This is a genomic window from Oribacterium sp. C9, assembly GCF_002007235.1.
Lineage (GTDB): Bacteria > Bacillota > Clostridia > Lachnospirales > Lachnospiraceae > Oribacterium.
The window spans coordinates 62810-81799 of sequence record NZ_MUHW01000008.1; the positions used below are offsets into that span (position 1 = coordinate 62810).

6 protein-coding genes are annotated in these 18990 nt (G+C 41.8%); all 6 read right to left on the bottom strand.

Annotated features, from left to right (window positions below; all coding sequences use genetic code 11):
* Positions 1 to 22: 22 nt before the first annotated feature.
* Entirely contained in the window at positions 23 to 11374 is an 11352-nt protein-coding gene (locus BXO88_RS06715) for a Cna B-type domain-containing protein (RefSeq protein WP_078036983.1), read from the bottom strand.
* A gap of 382 nt (positions 11375 to 11756) precedes the next feature.
* Entirely contained in the window at positions 11757 to 14357 is a 2601-nt protein-coding gene (locus BXO88_RS06720; RefSeq protein WP_168171637.1) for a bifunctional diguanylate cyclase/phosphodiesterase, read from the bottom strand.
* 489 nt (positions 14358 to 14846) lie between these two features.
* The gene (locus BXO88_RS06725; RefSeq protein WP_078036985.1) at positions 14847 to 15626 is read right to left on the bottom strand and encodes an ABC transporter permease; all 780 of its coding nucleotides are present in this window, start codon (positions 15624 to 15626) and stop codon (positions 14847 to 14849) included.
* A 42-nt stretch (positions 15627 to 15668) separates the two neighbouring features.
* A complete protein-coding gene (locus tag BXO88_RS06730; protein ID WP_078036986.1) occupies positions 15669 to 16823 on the bottom strand; it encodes an ABC transporter substrate-binding protein in 1155 nt (384 codons plus the stop codon).
* A gap of 47 nt (positions 16824 to 16870) precedes the next feature.
* Positions 16871 to 17908 carry an ABC transporter ATP-binding protein gene (locus BXO88_RS06735; protein WP_078036987.1) on the bottom strand — a complete coding sequence of 346 codons (1038 nt, stop codon included), beginning with the start codon at positions 17906 to 17908 and terminating at the stop codon, positions 16871 to 16873.
* A gap of 78 nt (positions 17909 to 17986) precedes the next feature.
* A complete protein-coding gene (locus BXO88_RS06740) occupies positions 17987 to 18820 on the bottom strand; it encodes an ABC transporter permease (RefSeq protein WP_242945169.1) in 834 nt (277 codons plus the stop codon).
* Positions 18821 to 18990 lie beyond the last annotated feature (170 nt).

Sequence of the window (18990 nt, forward strand, 5' to 3'; positions counted from 1 at the left end):
AAAATAAAAATAGCTTCTTAGATCAGTTTTTTCTTCTTTTATTCAGGTAGAACCAAACTCCCAGAATCATAAGTGAAACCAGTGCTCCGATTCCGTAATATACCATACTTGAATCATCACCTGTCTGAGGATTCCACGGTTTTACCGATGAAGTTGATGTGGATGAATCCGACGGGATAGGGCGTTTTTTACCCAGTACTATTTTATCATTCGTTGAGTCATCATCTCCCGGAGTATCTACACCTCTCCTTATCCTTCTGCTTACATCATAATCGTCATCACTGCCGCTGTCATTATCATCATTCCGTATTTTTGGAGGCCTGATCGAACTCGTATCCATACGGTTTGTGATTACCGTTTTGAACTTATGATCGTTCTCTTCGGTTTCCGATGTATACGCATACGGTCCGACAGTTCCTTCTGTCTTCCCATCATCATTTACCTCTATAAAACTTCCATCAGACAGGCATATACCATTCTCGATAGCACGATACATGTACTTTTCACCATCCTTAGCGTGTTCAGGAAGATCCTTCACTGTCCAGCTGCCCTCCTTTCTTGTGATAACATGAACGAGCTCATCTTCACTTCCCTCAAGCTTAGCCGGTTTCCAGATTATAGAATCTGTGCTTCTCTGAATTGCCACCTCGGCACCGGTCACATTCTTTTCAACGCCTTCGATTTCCTTCTCCCACTTCTTCTCCACAGTGACTTCTACCGTGTTTATCCTGTGGATATTGGAATAGGTCGCAGTAACGAGACCATTCTCCTTTAGTATTACTCCTTTATTCTCCGTGTCCTCCTTATTCTCTGTTTCTCCCCCTATCAGGGCTTTATGCAAAAAGTCTACGATATTTCCGAAAAATCCCGCGATATAATCCAGGATACCCTTTTCAGAGTTTGCGGTTTCGACAAACAGTACATAATTCTTATCTGTTTCCTTCTCCACAGCTCTGTAGATGTAGTCCTCACCATTCGCGCCCTTGACCGGAAGATTCGACCATGTGGCCACAGACCAGCTGCCTTCCTTTGCAGCCCTCTGCTTTCTGATCGTGATTTCGGATCCAGATGCCAATGTCGTCCACTTGTCTTCAGAACTTAACCTTCTCTGCAGCTGGAAGGTTATTTCGTCAGGACGAAGCCTGTCTCTGTTATCATCATCTATCCAGACCTTGGTTACGGCATAATCACCCTTCTTCAGAATGTTGCTGAGTGTAGCACGCTGTACTCCATCATTGCTTCCATTCAGTTTGAGTTCATAATTGTAACCGCCTATTGAATCTCCTGTCTTGTCCGGATTATCAGTATTTCCGTTTCTTACAGTTTCCAGAGATGTCTCCTCTGCTCTGTATAGGAACTCTCTTCCGTCGCTTCCATACTTGGGAAGATCGTTCCATGTACAAATGTATGCATTGGCAGCTGTCAGCTTTTCTGTGATGTCATTATCTGTTGTGACGCGATTTCCATCAGCATCAAGATAATTCTTAACATTCTCCCAGTTCGTACCATCCGTTGAACGCTGGAGTATAACTCCAACATTTCGCACGAAATCAGCATTGGCATCAGTCGGATCAGTTTCAGCTGTATCCCAGCACTTCTCGACGATGAATGAAGTGGTTACAAGAGTATTTGTAAAGTCTACTTCTGTAGTCTCTCCATCTGTAAGCTTCACATCCTTCGCAACTCTGCCTTCTGACTCCTTTCTGAGAGCCGCGAGCCCGGAACTTGCAGCCTCATCAGATCCCGCAGTGCTCTCAGACTTCTTTTCTACATGCATAAGAACAGAGTTTGTAGCCTTATATGAATCCATACCCTCCTTACTTTCAAGCTCGGTCAGAGTATATGTGATCTCTTTTCCGTACTTGTCGTAAACAGGGAGCTTATCCCACTCAGCCTTCCACTCATTATCCTTGTTAAGAATTATTACTTCAGGTTCATCGGAACCGTTTAGTCCCTTAACCCCGGAAGATGAGTCCAGCTTAATGCTTATCTCCGAAGGACGAAGACCGTATTTGTCATTATCATCCACCCAGTTCTTGCTTACTGAAATCTTTCCAAGCTTTAGCCTGTTGGTTGTCCTTGTGGTAAGCACTTCGGTATAGATATCGTCTTTTTTACCTTTAGACCGGGTTCCATTCTGAGACTTAAACTCATAAGCTCCTATTTCTCCCGTTGCAGTTTCGCCCTTTGTTCCTTCATCCTTGATCTGTTTCAGCTTAATATCTTTTATCTTGCCGGTATTCAGGACTATCTTCGATTCGACAGCTCTATAGTAATATTTATTTCCATACTTATCTCTCGTAGGAAGATACTCGAAAACACCTGTCTGCTCAGTCTGATTTTTAGTTCTTGTCAGACTGATCTCAGGATTAGATATTTTGTCATCGTTCTCTTTTTCATCTACTATATAAGCCCAGTCTCCTCCTTCTGTCTTTCTCTGAAGCTTAAAGTTCACAGATCTTATTTCATTATCTCTTCCTCTTACCTCATCTTTCCAAAGCTTTGTAACATCAAGCTTTGTGAGAGCGATAGAGTTAGTAACTGTTGTTGTTATAGTTTTACATTTAGTGGCATCATTATCAGGACCTTCAGTTGCTCCGAAGGTTGATGATACGGAAGCAAAACCTCCAAATCCTGTTTCAGCTTTTTGGCCATCGCAAAGCTCAGCTTCGATAGAGGTTTTGTAATCCTTCATTCTGTCGACCTCGGCACTGCCATATGTCACAGAAACCTCTACTGCACGATACTTGACCGGATGATAATCACCTTCCTTATACGCATAAGGCATAAGCCCTGTAGCTTCAGCCTCTGAATATTCACCGGTTTCACTGCCAAATGTCGAGCTTATCTCAACTGCCGTCTTTGTTTTTCCATCATCACTTAATTTTTCCAGAAGCTTCCACTCCGTGTCACCGTCTATCTGATAATAAACTTGATATTTGATGGAATCCGGAATAACTCCGTGAACATACATCAGCTTAAGTATTTTTTCAGATATCGGATTACCCTTGACGCTGTCTGTAAAGACCTTGTTCACCTTAAGATTTACCGTCTTAAACTTGTTGGCTGCGGTTACAGTTACAGTTTTGTTTTCCTTATCTGTGAAATCTCTATCAAGTGTGAATACTGCAGGCTCTGAAGGTTCTATATAGAAAACCTTCTCCCAGCCCTCAGGTAATACTTCTTTAAAATAGTACCTGTTTCTGTAGCCTCTTGGTTCACGATACAGAAGATCCTTTACCTCTTTTGACCACTCCGGTGACTGAAGAGTTATGGTATCGATACATGTATCTATACCCTTTGTCCAGTTCACCGAAGAATCCTTTGCTTTATAAAGTTCAAATTTGATCTCACTAGGTGTTACCCTTATATCATCATACTCCTGTTTATCAGATACCCAGGATTTTTTGATGATCGCATTGAATCTGGTCTTTTGGAAGCCGTTGATGATAGCAGCTGTGCCACTACCTTCCTCAGGTTCAGTTTCAGATCCCACAGTATAACTTCCATCAACTGCGATGTCATATCCGACCCAGTTACTGTCATGTTCAACTATTCTGTTTTTATACTTGTCTTCATTATCCTTTCTGTTATTTGTCTTGTCCTCTTTATACAGCTTGTATAATTCATAGAGATTAGCTGCTCCGTCTTTCTTTTTTAAAGATGAACCTGAAGCCTCATAGACCTCCTCATAGCCAAAGCTGTTTGTTACTGTAGCATTGGACTCGTACTTCTCAGATACCACGTAGATATACGGTCTGAGATTTGGAGCATAGTACTCGAGATTATCCCAGGTATATTCATGGGAATGATTGTAATGTATTACATGTTCCTTTGAATATCCGCTGACATTATCACCCGACAGATTCGTATAAACAGAATTTCCATCATGATCCTTTCTGCAGGCACTATACTTCCTTGTTGTCGTATCATAATAAACTATTTCCTGTGTCTTATTTCCGTTATTATCTTCGACTTTATCCAGAACCAGTTCCTCTGTTCCCTGTATTCTTTCGCCCTTATCATCCTGAAGATATCTGTACAAACGAACAGTGATGTATGGAGCATAATTATCTTCAGCAAGATATTTCATCATATACTCAGCATCACTATGCTTCTCATCAGTAAGCCCGTCCCACTTCTTATAAAATGTGACTTTATACTTATCCGTCGGAACAAATCCATTTGTAACCTGAATACCGTTTGTCAGGGCATCTTCGGAATCGACATCATACTTAGCGTCATAAATATTGGCCAGTGTCGTCTTTTCCGTATCAGTTATGGCAGTTTCCTTTACGAAATAGGTATAAGGACGTCCATTATCATCATACTTTGGAACCTGAGCCACTTCCCTGGTCTCATTTCCATCCTTATCCCTGTTATAGAAGGTGAATGTCCTCTTCCTGAGTTCATTCGCGCCCTTCAATTCAGCTGTAAGCATCTTCTCATCAGGATCCTTGATCAGAACCTCCTGTCCTATCTCATCCTTACCGATACTGTACTGATAAACCGGCTCCTCCAGCTTCTTCCTTTCATCTGCGCTAAGCTTCTCCAGATCCTTAACCTTTACTCCATAAGGCACTCTCCACAGCTCAAGCTTAACAGTAGGCAGATTCTTTGAGCTGAATCCTTCAGGCAGATTCTCATATATCTTGGTACCGGAAACCGTCCTCTTATTGCGAGGTCTGTTTATCAATGTACCTTCTTTTTCATCATCTGTCACAGGAACAGGCGCAGCATAAACAGTCTTTCCTTTATCCTTGCCCTCTGTAATGGTACTTGGAGTGCACTTAGGCACATCATAAGTAAATACTGCAGCCTTTTTCTCTGCATCTGCATATTCCGGTGCCTTCGGATAAGCGCCTATCTCTTCATATTCATTGGTATTATTTGCAGCATAAGTCTCCCCGACGTAGTAGGTATATTCATAAAAATCCGTCTTTGAGTCTGACTTAACGACCTTGAACCTCGGCATAGATGAATAGGTGATCTTCCACCAGTTATAGCTAAGCTCAACTATCTTTGTTTCCCAGTTGTAATCAAGCTCATTGTCATTATCCTGCTTATATACCTGTTCAAAGTGCGTACCCTGAGGATCCACATATGAACGATAGAGATTTGCAAAAATCTGAGGTCTTTCCTTTGCCTTCTCTTCATAATCCTCCCAGAACTTATTGACAACAGGTGTCACAGTACCGGAAAGAGTATTTGATAAAGCGATGTCATATGACTCACCTGTATGATGGTCATGATCATTTCCCAGCGTGAAGACCGCATCTGATTTTCCGCTCATCTTATATGCTTCCGCATATTTCCCGGCATCATCCTCTCTTCCCGCAGCATATACAAACTTTTCAAATCGGTTTGTAGTCTTATACTCATGTTCGGAAGAGGAATATTCACCGTCCGTAAACTCCAAAAGCTTAGGAGCATAGTCTATCAGTTTTCCATCCGCATCATACTTACGGAATGGTCCCAGTGTGACTTTCCAATTGTTATTTTTGTCCAATGTTTCCACACGGACTTCATCACCGACCCTGACCTTGAGCTTTATCGCATCGGGACGTGTCTTGGCTGACATATCTCCATCATTCCATTCCTTGGAAATGTTCACGTAAATAACACCGACCCTTACATTGGTCAGTACAAAATCAAATTCCTCCTCTGGTATATTTTTCCCGTAGCCTATATGTTCTGTGCCATCGTCAAGAAGAACATCATAGTCATACTTATTTCCTTTAACAAAGCCATATTTATCGTTTTCAGCCTGGTTTTTACTGAGTTCCTCGAATCTGGATTCCACTCCTTCATACTTATCAAAGAAATGTCCAAGATAATAATTGGAGTTTTCAAAGTCATCCTTTATGGTTCTTCCTGCTCCGGTGTAGTACTTTACCTGAGCATCGCCTACCTTTATCTCTCGTACACGGAACTTCCCTGAAGTGCCGTTATCCTTATATCCGTTATCTCTCCAGGCATTAAACTCTTCCTTTATTTCTTCAGGCACCCTGAAGCAGACGAATTTTGAGTATTTAGTCTCATCCGGATTATCAGAATCCTCCTCTTCATCGGATGAAGAGACATTATCCTCTTTGACCATAGGATTTATGACATGGCTTCCTCCGTACTGTACCCACTTTCCGTTCTCTTCATGCTCCAGAACGAATGTCACTGATTCTCTTCCATCGGATTCAGCTCCGTCCAGCCACTCCTTATATACAGTGATCAGATTTTTGTTTCTGATGAATGATGGAGTAGCAGGTGCATCCGGTTCTTCCGGAACATTGGATGGTGTTGCGGGTATCTCTGATGAGGTGCATGGAACAGTTGAAGATGTCGCTGGGATCTCCGATGATGTAGCTTTATCCCCCTTATCCTTCTGATTGCTTATCTCGATAGTATCTAACAGATATTTGTCCCTGTTCTCTCTGTATGGGCGTAAAGCTGACGGACTTGATACCTTATATACAGGTTCTGTGATCATATTGAGAATCATCGGGTTATATCCGCGCTCTATCACATCTTCATGCTCAAAGGCTGTATATGTATACTCTGCTCCGTCAGGGGTATATCTCGGCAGCAATCCGGTAAAGCCCTTGACACTGTCATCGAGCTTCAACACCTCATCGTCATATGAAGTGATCAGTATCTCATCTGTGAATTCATGTGAAAGCTCCTCTATGGATCCTATCTTGTGAGAGCTGAATTCTCCGTCCGCATTTACCTTCCCCAGAGTTGCATTTTTATCATAAGTTCTGGTAACTGTACCTATTTTCTTTTTATTCTGATAAACATCAAAAGTAATAGTTGATTTGCCGGATCTGATGTCACTTTCAGAAAGTCCCTCAGGAAAATGCTTAACTATCTTTATCTGAGCGTTTCCTATAAGTGTATTTACTATCTCGGTTTCAACATTACCATCAGCATCTGTTTTGGGAGACTTGCTCTGAAGATATCGATATCCATCCTGTGTCACATAGTAGGTCTTTCCATTGATAGTCTCAATGTCGGTCTCCTTAAACTCTGAACCAACCCTGGTTGATACCGCACCTTCCCTTACCACATAATAAAGTCTGCGTCCCTCTTCATCATATTTCGGCTCTGAAAAAGAAAGACTCTTCGATCTCTCCTCTGAAGAAAAGCCCTCCAGTACACAATTATCCGCCAATCTCTCAACATATTTTGTCTGATCACCACCGATCAATACGCTTCGTGAATTATCATTTGACTGACCGCCTGCCTTTAAAGACTGATCCAGTTCATCCATGTATCGTGAAAGATCATATGTTGAAGGATTTACAGTTGTCTTATAGATATAGAACTGAACCTTCGCATCAGTATCCTGTCTTGCAGTTGCCCTCCAGGTCTTTGTAGCCTTGACGGTGAGTGTACCCTTTACGCGGTTTACCAGAGTCTCACCATCCAGCACATAGTATCCGCCATGAAGTTCCTCTTCCTTGCCATCTTTAGAAAGAAGTCTGTTCTCATAATCAAACTTACCTCCATTCATCTTCTCTTTTCCAACGTAGATAAGCTTCTCACCATCTTCGTTGTAGGCATCCAGCTGTGATACTGTGAGGCCGTAAAGTACATCCTTTCTGCCATCATTTGTATCTATAGAATCAACTATCTGACGATCTTCCTCTTTTTCGATAGGTGAGAGATGTGCCCATGGATCCACTTCTGATTTTGCATATCTGTAGAGTCTGATATATGCCTTCGGACGATCATTTTTATCAGTTACCGCTTCATCCTTCCACAGCTTCTTTATGGCATATCCTGTTTTACCTGAAAGAGTATTCTGGAGAGTTCCTCCGTCGTAAAGTCCGGTCTCAATATCAGAGGAATTACCCACATTTTCATACTTTATTTTATAGCATCTATCTGTGACAGCACTTCCACTGCCCCCGGCGCCTTTTATATCCGGAAGATCGATCTGCTTCTCCGTGATGTAATAATGTACAGGATGATCATACCTGTTGTAGGCATAGCCCCTTACAGTGACAGTCCAGATGCCGTTTCCCGTGTCCGTGATGGTCACGGCGCCTTCTGCATTGCTGCTGAGCGGAATCTCTGATGCCGTTGAGACCCTGATCTTCTTAACCTCTTCAGTTACCGCTTTACCCTTATCATTCTTTGATATCCTTTTCACTTCGATAGAATCAAACCACTTATCAATACTCGGTCTGTCCACTGCTGTGGCATCCTTGTCATTCCACTTTACAGTCGCAGTATAGTCCTTGATCTCGTAGTTTCTGAGGATAGAACCTGTCTCTGTCTCGTTTCCGTTCTCATCCTCATACTTTCCAAAATAATGCTGCTTTAACTTATCACTTTCGGAAATACGGTATTTGATACCGGCTGTCTTTATCTCACCCGTTGTCTCATCACGATAAACGTATCTGGTGAATAATTTATTTACAAAATCATATTCATAAGTAGTCGGACCCTGATATGTGAATTCAGCATTTAAAGGTGAAGGTATCTCCATGCCATCAGCATAGCCCAGTTCCTTCATGGCCTCCACATCCAGAGTTTTCCAGATGCGACCCTTTCCCTCGATATCAGCATCGATATAGTACTCAAGCTTCATCTGTTCCCTGACATTATTTTTTACAAGCTTATTTATCTCATCAGAACTTTTACCTTCATTTTTCCAGTTCTCCACATCTTCTGCGGCTATGAGACGTCCCTTTTCTTCTTCCGTTCTTCCGCCGTCTTCCCAAAGCGTTTTCACAGTTTCTTTAGAGGCTTTTCCCTCTATAAAGAAGCTGTTAATGCTTTTATCCGCAGCACTCTTGCTGTCAGAACTGTTTTTATCTGCCGATGCAAGCTTTACAGGTTCTGTTCCAACACCTGCTCTGTTCTGATATTTGTTTCCTTCATTCTCTATCAGAAGAGTGAGTTCAGGATCATCCGACTCTATCAAAAGGTGATATCCCTTGCTTCCACTGCTTATATTAACATTAAATGTGCACTCAGCTTTTGAACCGTCATCCGAAGTCTTAGTTTGATTAGATACATCCAGAGTTTCCGATACATTTTTTCCTTCAGAATCAAGAAGGTACGCTTTGATCTCACGTCCCGTCTCAACATCTCCTACCCTGAATGTGACTGATCCATTTACATTTTCAGTTTCAAAATAAACCGGATATGTAATTTCCGGCACCACAAAATTAAGCTCATTCTCCTTGGCTGAGCTTAAGCTGAAGTCTTTGATATCTGTTGCACATACGATATTGTTCTTTGATCCTTCGGAACCTGCCGCAGATACGACCTTTATATCTGCCTGATTTGTAAGTACACCAAAAGCAGCCACACTTGCCTTGACTGAGAAGAAAAGTGTACCGTCTTCTGATGCATTCTTTGTCTCTTCACTTCCATCATCAAGCTTGACCTTTACAGTCTCCCCTGCATTAAAGCCTGATAATGTATAATCAATAGCGTCTAATTCTGATGGTGTTAATACCCCTCCACCCTTCGTTATGTTCTGCTTTATGCTGTATGAATGAGCATACAGAGTATCCTTAAGGTTCCAGCGTATTCCCTTGAAGGTCACTATATCATCCGCGTCACGTGTCACCTCTTCTGAAAAAGCCTCATACCTGATACCGTCTCTCATAAGAGCAGTTGCCTTGATCTTTATTCCTTCCGAATCTGCTATGAATCCAAATCTGTCAGCGTTCGCAGGAATCTCTATAGTGCTTCCTACCTTTGCGTCCTGAAGCAGTTCTTCAAGATCTGTAGGATCCTGTGAGACACTCTCGGCAAACTTTTCAAAATCATCAGGTCCATATATCGCTGCGATCTTCTTCACTTCAGAAGACTCATCGGAGGATGTAAGCTCAAGAGTAAGCATATCCCCGCTCTCATAACTGTATGAAGATGCATTATCAAGAGAAAGGATACTGTAATATGGTTTTATAGTAGATTTTTTTGAATAAACTACTATGGAGTAAACGGAGAATCCGGATGCCTTTACTGTTATTTCTCCTTCATCCGTAACATAGGAACTGTCATCCCTTAGAACAGGCTTGGTGTCTTCATCGGAAACATCATCATTTTCAGCTGCTCCTTCTATATCCGCCTCTGAATCTTCTTTTATGTCAGCTTTACAGTCTGTATCCTCTGCACTTTCTTTCTTCTCCGAAGCATCTGCTTCTACGTTCTCGATTTTTTCAGCCTCTACATATTCCGGCTCACTAAGTTTATTGTCTTCATCCTGAAATGAAAAAAGAGAAGCAAATGCGTCTACCAGACTCTCTATGAAGCTAAGCTCCTCCAGAGAAGACTTTGCAGCCTTCTCCACTGTTTCCTTGTCAACATTCTCGAAATGATAGATCGAGATATACTGCTTTTCATCCTGAGCCGCTTCTTTGAAAGCCTCTGATCCGAAGCTTATCTCTATCTTTTGTGAATCAGCCTCCTCAGGTGTGATAACATTGCCATCTTTATCCTTTACCTTTATGTCATATGAAAGAGAATTTCTGACAACCTCATCATTATCGAGAGTCTTGTTGACAGCCTCATTGATCTTCAGGGTATCGCTCTTACTGTCGATTTTCTCAACCTCAAGTTCACTTCCCTCTGGAAATACGCCTGCAGGCGCACTTACTGTTATCTCTACATCATCTATAGTCTTTTGGGCATAAAACTTTACTTCGTCCTCACCCAAAACTCTTACATCTATGCATGGAAGCAGAGCTTCGTCCACAACATACTTTGTACTATCAGCTGTCACTTCAGAATAAAATCTATATACATCCGGTTTTTCGGGATCATAGCTGCCGCCGAAGGCTGTATCATTGATCCACTCTACAGAAAGTTCGATAACTTTATACGAAGAAAGATCCAGACCTGTTTCCGCTTCAAGCTTTTTTACAGCAGGTTTTTCTTTAGCCGATAGAAGCTTTGAAAGCTCATCCATCTGATCTTTAGTGATACAGTCAACACTGGTGTTTATCTCTGACTTTGATGCAGCTTCCTCTACGTTTTCAGTTGTTTCGGCAACCGTCTCTGTTTCTGTAAGCTCGCTGACTGTTGATATGATCTCCACTTCCGATGCGGTTGAGATCTCTATAATTTCATCTTCTTCCTCATCCGCTTCATCCTGTTCAACATCCTTAACTGTCGCCAGTGCATATATCTTTTCAGGTAATTTCAGTTCCTCAGCCTGCGTACCATACTTAACCGTCAGATATGGTTCTCCATCGTCTCTTTGTAGCCCGGCAACCGCTTTAACCGTATACACAAAAAAATGCGAACCCGTATTTATCTCTGCAGCATGACCTGTTATGGCTGCATTAAACCCGGATTCGACAAAAATAAGCACGCTAAAAAAAAGCGCCATCAGCTGCTTACTCAACTTATTCATTTTAACCCCTCACTCAAATAAATCTATTCCGGAAAATACTCTTCATACTCAAGATGTATCAGATCATTACGAACTTATTAGATCAGACACCTCTGAAATTTTCTCTATACCCAAAAATTTCCGAATGTAAAATCCCCGGAAGCCATAATTATAGCACTCCGAATATCGGATTTGTTATAAAAACCATTATATTTGCTCTTAAATTTAACATTTTGTTAGTTCTGCTTAAATTATTCAAGGCAATTCCTCTGCTATTTTGACAGATTTTTTCATTTGTTTTATCCTAAAACTAATTTTTTTCACAAAAAAATCGGAGAGTTTCTTAAAACACTCTCCGATTTCTATTTTTTTAATTTTTCTGTTTTTTGAAAACTTTGCAGTCTTAAGCCCTGTCGGAATAGTAATCAATGCTGTTCAGCATATTGTCATAAATAGTATATCCGTCTCTGGTGGTCTTTTTCGTATGATAAAGAGCCATATCCGCTTTCTCATAAAGGTCGTTGGTAAATCCCTGAGAAGAAAAGGCGATTCCTGCACTTATGGAAACCCTCGGAAGGTTCTTGCTTCGCGGATTTTTCAGAGCATTGTTGATAGCATATATTTTATCTACAAGCATCTGTGCATCCTTATCCTCGATTCCTGTCATGATTACGCAGAACTCATCACCACCCATTCGTATGATATGATCCGACAAACGAAATTCATTACGCATATAGCAGGCAAGCTTTTTAAGTACTGAATCTCCTATACCATGTCCGTAAGTATCATTTATCTGTTTAAATCTATCTACATCCAGAAGTATATATGCTATGGACATGTCAGACTGCTTGAGAAGCTCTGTGTACTTTTCGTAGGCATTACGATTAAGTACGCCCGTAAGCGCATCATGTTCGATCTTAAACTCAAGATCAGCCTGTTCGTTCTTTTCCTGATCTATATCCTCCATCGCCATGGAAGCCCTGAGAACATTCCCCTTCTCATCAGACTTTGAAGCTGTCACTATGATACGGTACCACTTATTACTCTTTCCATAGTACTCTGTTGAGATGAATGACTTCGTTCTGAGTCTCTCCTGCATGGTGGAGATATCCATAAAGGCATTTACCTTATCCCGATAGTCCTCTGATACATAATTCTCGATGAACATTTCCTTTGCAAGCTCATACGGCTGCTGATTCATACCCAGTCTGTCCCTTAGCTCCTCAGGAAGGATCAGCGGGATAAACTCACTTGTTCCGAATATTATATGGAAAAGACTGAAATAGATCTTTGACATATCAACCAGCACGTCTTTATAATCCATCTCCGTTTTTTTGCTGGAGTCGATTATACGTGTCGTATAAAGTATCTTCACAGCCTTCCCCTGCTCATCTCTGTTCAAAACGAAGAATGCAGCTCTGGTCCATCCATTGATCACGCCAACGAAGTCAATCTCTATATAATCCTTATCTGACAATCTGTCTGCCAATGTTTTCGGATCTGTAAAAGCAAGTATGGCCTCCATATATTCAGTAGTCGTAAATGTACGCATAATAGCGGGCATCACCTTACTGATACTGCCTTCATTACCTAAAAATCTGTGAATTGCATAGTTAGCCTTCAACTCTTTGTAGCTGTCTGCTTCAAGATCAATGAGATATATGCTGTTGTAAATTGATGAAATGGCACTGAAAACTCGCTGAGTCTCGCTGAGATCGCTTCTCGCAACAAAAGATATCTCAGGATCCTTTTTTCCAAATCCGACTTCAGCCATTCCGTTAACCTTTGAGGCAGCATCTACATTCATAGGAAAATCATCGGGTATGCGTTCAGACGGTCTTCCATATGAATAATAGTAACCCTGAACTATCTCACAGCCTACGCTTTTCAAAAACTCCAGCTGATCCTCAGTCTCCACGCCCTTTGCCAGTGTATGGATTCCCAGACCCTTACTCATGTTTATAACGGGACGGAGTATATTCTTTGACTTCTCATCTAAATTCTCCATATATCCTATATCAATGAGGATTCCATCAAACTCATACTCACGTATGGTATTGAGTGATGAATGCTCATTTCCGAAATCATCGATATAGACCTGGAATCCACTGTCCCTGAGCCTTCTGATCTCCCTCTTAAAAAGATTCGGATCCGCATTAAGCGTGTTCTCGTTTATCTCGACCTGAAAAGCATCTCTCGGTATATCAAATTCAGCTGTGATATCTATAAGCTCCTTACAGGGATCAAAGGACAAAAAATCATTATGCGACAGATTGAAGGATACAGGAATGGACTTACCTGTCCTTTTAATCTGATTCGCCAGATCCTTTGCCACCTGTCTAATGACGTATCTGTCCAGAATATGTGTGAGATTATACTCCTCAAGTACCGGCACATATTCCCCGGGAAGCAGCATGCCATACTTAGGATCCACCCATCTGGATAATGCTTCAAATCCACACAGTTTTCCGGAGGATGTGACGAACTTAGGCTGATAGTATATCTTGATGAAATCCTTCTTTACCGCCTTGTCTATGGTGTTAAGGATGTAATTTCTACTGGAATTGTCCAGCATGAACACATGCCTGTTGCTGAAGGTTCTCTTTTCCTCTTCTCTGAGTACAGACATGGTTACAGAAACCAGTTCTCCTTCTTCAGGTGAACTGTAAAGCTTTCCCTGTATCTCCACATACTTGATCTGATCCTTTTTGCTTCTTATTCTGAAGCTCACTCTGTCATATCCGCTGTTTTCAGACATCTGTGAAGTTATGTTTTCTTCTGTGACTCTGAGATCTGCAGGAAAGATCATACCTCCAAAGGTATCACCGGTAAGTTCCCTGAATTCTGTTTCATCTTCACAATCATATATGTCGAGAATTGCGTTATTAATATATAGAAGCTCCGAAGAAAAATCTGCCCTGTAGATAAAAAATCCACTCATCATAGATGTAAGTCCATCCAATACATAACTACGGGACAGTCCGGCATCAAGCTTAGGTTTCATCACTCTAAATCTCCCACTTTTAATCTTTAAACGCATCCCCTACATACGTTTATCATGTCGGCTTTACGTCAAAACCCGAAACGAAAAGCTGCAACCATCTGCCTTAAATTTCACGAACCAGCAAACATTGATATTATACATAACGGGGGTAATTTATACAAAGGCTATTAAAAAAATAAATAGAGTAATTAAATCATCCCGGATATACCTATAAATTTAATTATTTGTACTACAATATTAATGTATCCAATATCTATTTGTTAATTATCATACAATAGCCAAACACCAATTAAGCCTTATTTAATAGCAAAAAGCCTAAATAACATGCTATATAACCACTTACATTTTACCTTTGTTCTTGGGTCTTTATTTTTAAGTATTTAAATTTTTAACACTTTACATATACTGTTGCTTTTTCCAGTTTTATAAACTTTTATCGATATAAAAAAAGACCTTACGCTAACTTGCGTAAGGTCTAAATAATGTTTTTTATACCACACTCTTTAATCCAAGCGTCTTCTCGATGATCAGCATCACCGCAAGGGTCGCAACCATCAGAAGAGTGGCAAGAGCAGCTATGGTCGGATCAAAGTGATATTCAACGTATGCCATCATCTCTATCGGCAGAACGTTCACTCCCGGTCCTGTGAGGAAAGCGGAGAGAGAAACATTGTTAAAAGAATTGATCATAGCCATGATGCTGGCTGATGCGATAGCTGATTTTATGTTCGGCAGGATAATGTTGAAAAAGCAGTACACCTTGGTTGCACCGAGGCTTCCCGCAGCTTCTTCGATGGAAAAATCGAAGTTTGAAAGAGCTGCCGTTACCACACGCATCACATAAGGTATGCCTAAAAGCGTATGTCCTATAAGAAGGCTTGGCATAACAGGCATTTTGAAAGCATTAACAATATATCTCAGCATGATAAAACCGAGCACGATTACCGGAATGAGTACTGGTGAAAGGAACACTGTTTTTATCAGCTCTTTACCTCGGAAACGATAGCGGTTAAGAGCATATGCCGCAGGAAGTCCGAGAGCCAGAGCAAGAACCGTTGAGATTACCGCAACGATAACAGAGGTTCTGGCTGAATCTATGAAGGAACTCATAGTCAGTACCTGTGCATACCACTTGAGGGTAAAGCCCTTCCCGGGAAATGTCAGGTAATTTGTATCACTGAAGGAAGCTGCCATGATGATGACAAGTGGTCCGATCAGGAAAAAATATACCAATATTGTTAACAGGAGAAGACTCTTACTCTTTTTCATTGGTTACCTTTCTTAAAAAACATTTTGCACGTTAAATTAATCTTACTGTACTGAGAAAAGATTGTTCCACTTCTCGATCCACTCAGCCTTCTTCTCTGTGATGAGATCCCAGTCAGGAACGATGAGGCTGTTGACCATCTCTGCACCATATGTGAAGTTCTGTGCCTGCTCAGCTGTGAGCTCAACAGAAGTGTTTACAGGAGAGTCAACACCGTCGAGAGCCTCTGCCTCCTGAACTTCCTTTGAAAGATAGAAATCGATGAAAGCCTGAGCAAGCTCCTTGTTCTCACAGCCCTTAACGATATTAAGCATGTTGAAGCCTGAGAAGCTGCCCTCTGCAGGATCCACCCAAACGTAGGCATCGTTAGCCTGCTTGGCTGATGTGTAGCTGTAATCAAGAAGAAGTGCAACTGAAGCCTCACCCTGATTGAGCATGGTGATAGTATCGTTAGCTGATGTGTATGTCTTTACAACATTTGGCTTAAGCTCTGAGAGCTTCTCGAAGATAGCATCATCATCCTTGCCCGGCTCAAGACCGAAAGCAGCTGCTGTTCCGTAGTAGAAAAGAGGGCCTGAAGTTGTTGTGATATCAGGAATAGCGATTGAGTCCTTAAGCTCAGGATTCCAAAGATCCGCAAAGCTCTTGATCTCAGTTGTGCATGTCTCAGGATCATAAACGATTCCAAGGCGGTTGAATGTATATGCAGGTCCGAACTCCTCACCCATAGGAGCCTTTGCTGAATCATAGATAGAATCAAGATTTGTAAGAGCTGATCTGTCGAGAGACTCAAGTACGCCGTCCTTAGCGAGCTGAGCTGCAAAAGAATCACCGATGATAACTACATCATAGTTCTCAGGAGACTCCTCGATCTTTGTAACACGCTCTGCGTTCTTTCCTGTCTCGATAACGAGCTCTGCGCCTGTCTGCTCCATAAACGGATCATAAACGTTCTTCTGAAGAAGCTCTGCATTGAATGAGAATGTTGATACTGTGAGCTTCTGTCCTGCGAAAGGCTTCTCTCCTGAAGCTTCAGCGGCTGTTGTCTCCTCCTTAGCGGCAGCGGTTGTTGCCTCTGCGGCAGCGGCTGTTGTCTCTTCCTTTGCAGCAGCTGTTGTAGCGGCTGTCTGTGATGAACCACATGCAGCGAGACCAAGGCTCATTGCAGCTACAAGTCCAAGTGATAATACTCTCTTCATAATTTCCTCCTAAATAGATGGTGATAAATGGACCTTTGTACTTTTTCCTATGGAATAAGTACGATTTTATTTGGTGTCAGAGAAAGGGTAATGTTATCTCCGACAGAAAATACATTTTCCTGAGCAGTGCTTACTATAAGCTCGCCTATATCTGTTGACACATTGTACTGTGTTCTCTTACCGAGGAAGGTCTGAACATTTATCTGTCCGCGTATGGCATTAACCGCATCAGCTCCTTCACTCTCTATAACTATATCCTCAGGACGGATGCAGGCTCTAAGCTTATCTCCCGGGATATCATCAGTAACCGTGATTCCGTTACCTACTGAAGTCTCGAACTTTCCTGCACCTGTTCTGGTGAGATCCATGAAGTTCTCAAATCCTACGAATCTGGCGATGAACTCTGTCTTTGGATGATTGTAGATCTCTGCAGGCTTATCCATCTGCTCGATGACACCATGATTCATGATGGCGACCTTGTCGCTGATGGCGAAGCATTCTTCCTGATCATGTGTTACATAGATAGCTGTGAAGCCCAGCTTCTGCTGAAGCTTACGTATCTCTACTCTCATCTGTACACGAAGCTTTGCATCCAGGTTTGAAAGAGGCTCATCGAAAAGCATGAGATCAGGGTTGATGACCATGGCTCTGGCAAGTGCAACTCTCTGTCTCTGACCGCCTGACATCTCCTTCGGAAGTCTCTTCTCAAAACCGTCAAGGTCAACTGTATGAAGCATCTCCATGACCTGTGTTTTGATCTCTGACTCAGGTACCTTTCTCTGACGAAGTCCGAAGGCAACATTGTCATAGATGTTCATGTGCGGGAACAGCGCATAGCTCTGGAACACAAAGCCGAAATTTCTCTTATGAAGAGGGATCTTTGTGTAGTCCTTTTCATTAAAAAAGAAGTTTCCGGAAATAGGCTCTGAGAATCCGGCAATAAGTCTAAGTGTTGTTGTCTTTCCGCATCCACTTGGTCCGAGGAGGCTCACAAGTTCCCCCTTCTCCACGTTAAGATTCAGGTTCTTCAGGATCACGTTCTTATCGTATCCTGCGGTAATATCTCTAAGTTCCAGTAATGACACTTTTCTTCCTCCTATTTTCCCGAAACGTCGTCCCTTTTTAATGTTTTTGTCCGGGGTTCGCACTCCTACTGACAGTATTTATGTCAATGGATTCACTTTCTTGCTGACAGCATTGAAAACTGACGAGATCAGCATAGTGACGATGATCATGATAACCGCAACTACGGAAGCATTGATCCAATCTCCCAAACTCATGGCATACTGATAGATCATGGTGGAAAGCACCCTTGTATCTGTTCCGCCGAGGAGCTGAGGAGTTGTATATGCCGTTATGCAGCCTGTGAAAACCAGCACGCTTCCGGTAACGAGACCCGAAACGCTTAAAGGCAATGTGATCTTTACAAATGTCTCCATGGCTGTGCAGCCGAGATTTCTGGCGGCAAGCGTCAGATCATCCGGAATACTCTCAAGTACACCGATAAGAGACAATATCATAAGTGGAAGAAATAACTGTACGAAACCTACAGTAATTGAAAACTCGTTGTATAAGAGACTCTGGGGTTTAGCAAACAAACCTGCAGAAACAAGAAGTTTATTGACGATGCCCTTCTTACCTAAGATGACCATCCAGCTGAAAGAACGGATGACCGGGCTTGTGAACATAGGGAACACTGCAAATGCCATGAGCATGCCCTTATTCTTTGAGAATTTTGCGATATAGTATGCTGCAGGATATCCCAGTACCGCACAGATAAGGGTACTTAAGATACTGAGCTTCAGGCTTCTTACAAACACCTGCTGAAAATAGGTGCTTTTTATGATATCACCGTAAGCTGATAACGAGAACGTTCCTTCATTTGGAAAGAAAGTTGCGATGAGAAGTGTACAAAGTGGAATCAGCATGAATACCGCAAGGAATAAAACTCCCGGTAATATCATAAAGATCCACGCTTTATTTTTGATCCAGTTCACTTAATGTCCTCCCCGAAAACGGTGATTCTTTTATAGACTTTGAAGCTCACGACATCGCCATCAGCGCATTTTCATCGCGCCAAACGGCCATTTTCCGATGTGCTCCAAAAAGCCTTTTTGTTTATAGCATATTTAGAGTTACGCTGTAAATGTTTAACATGATGAAATAT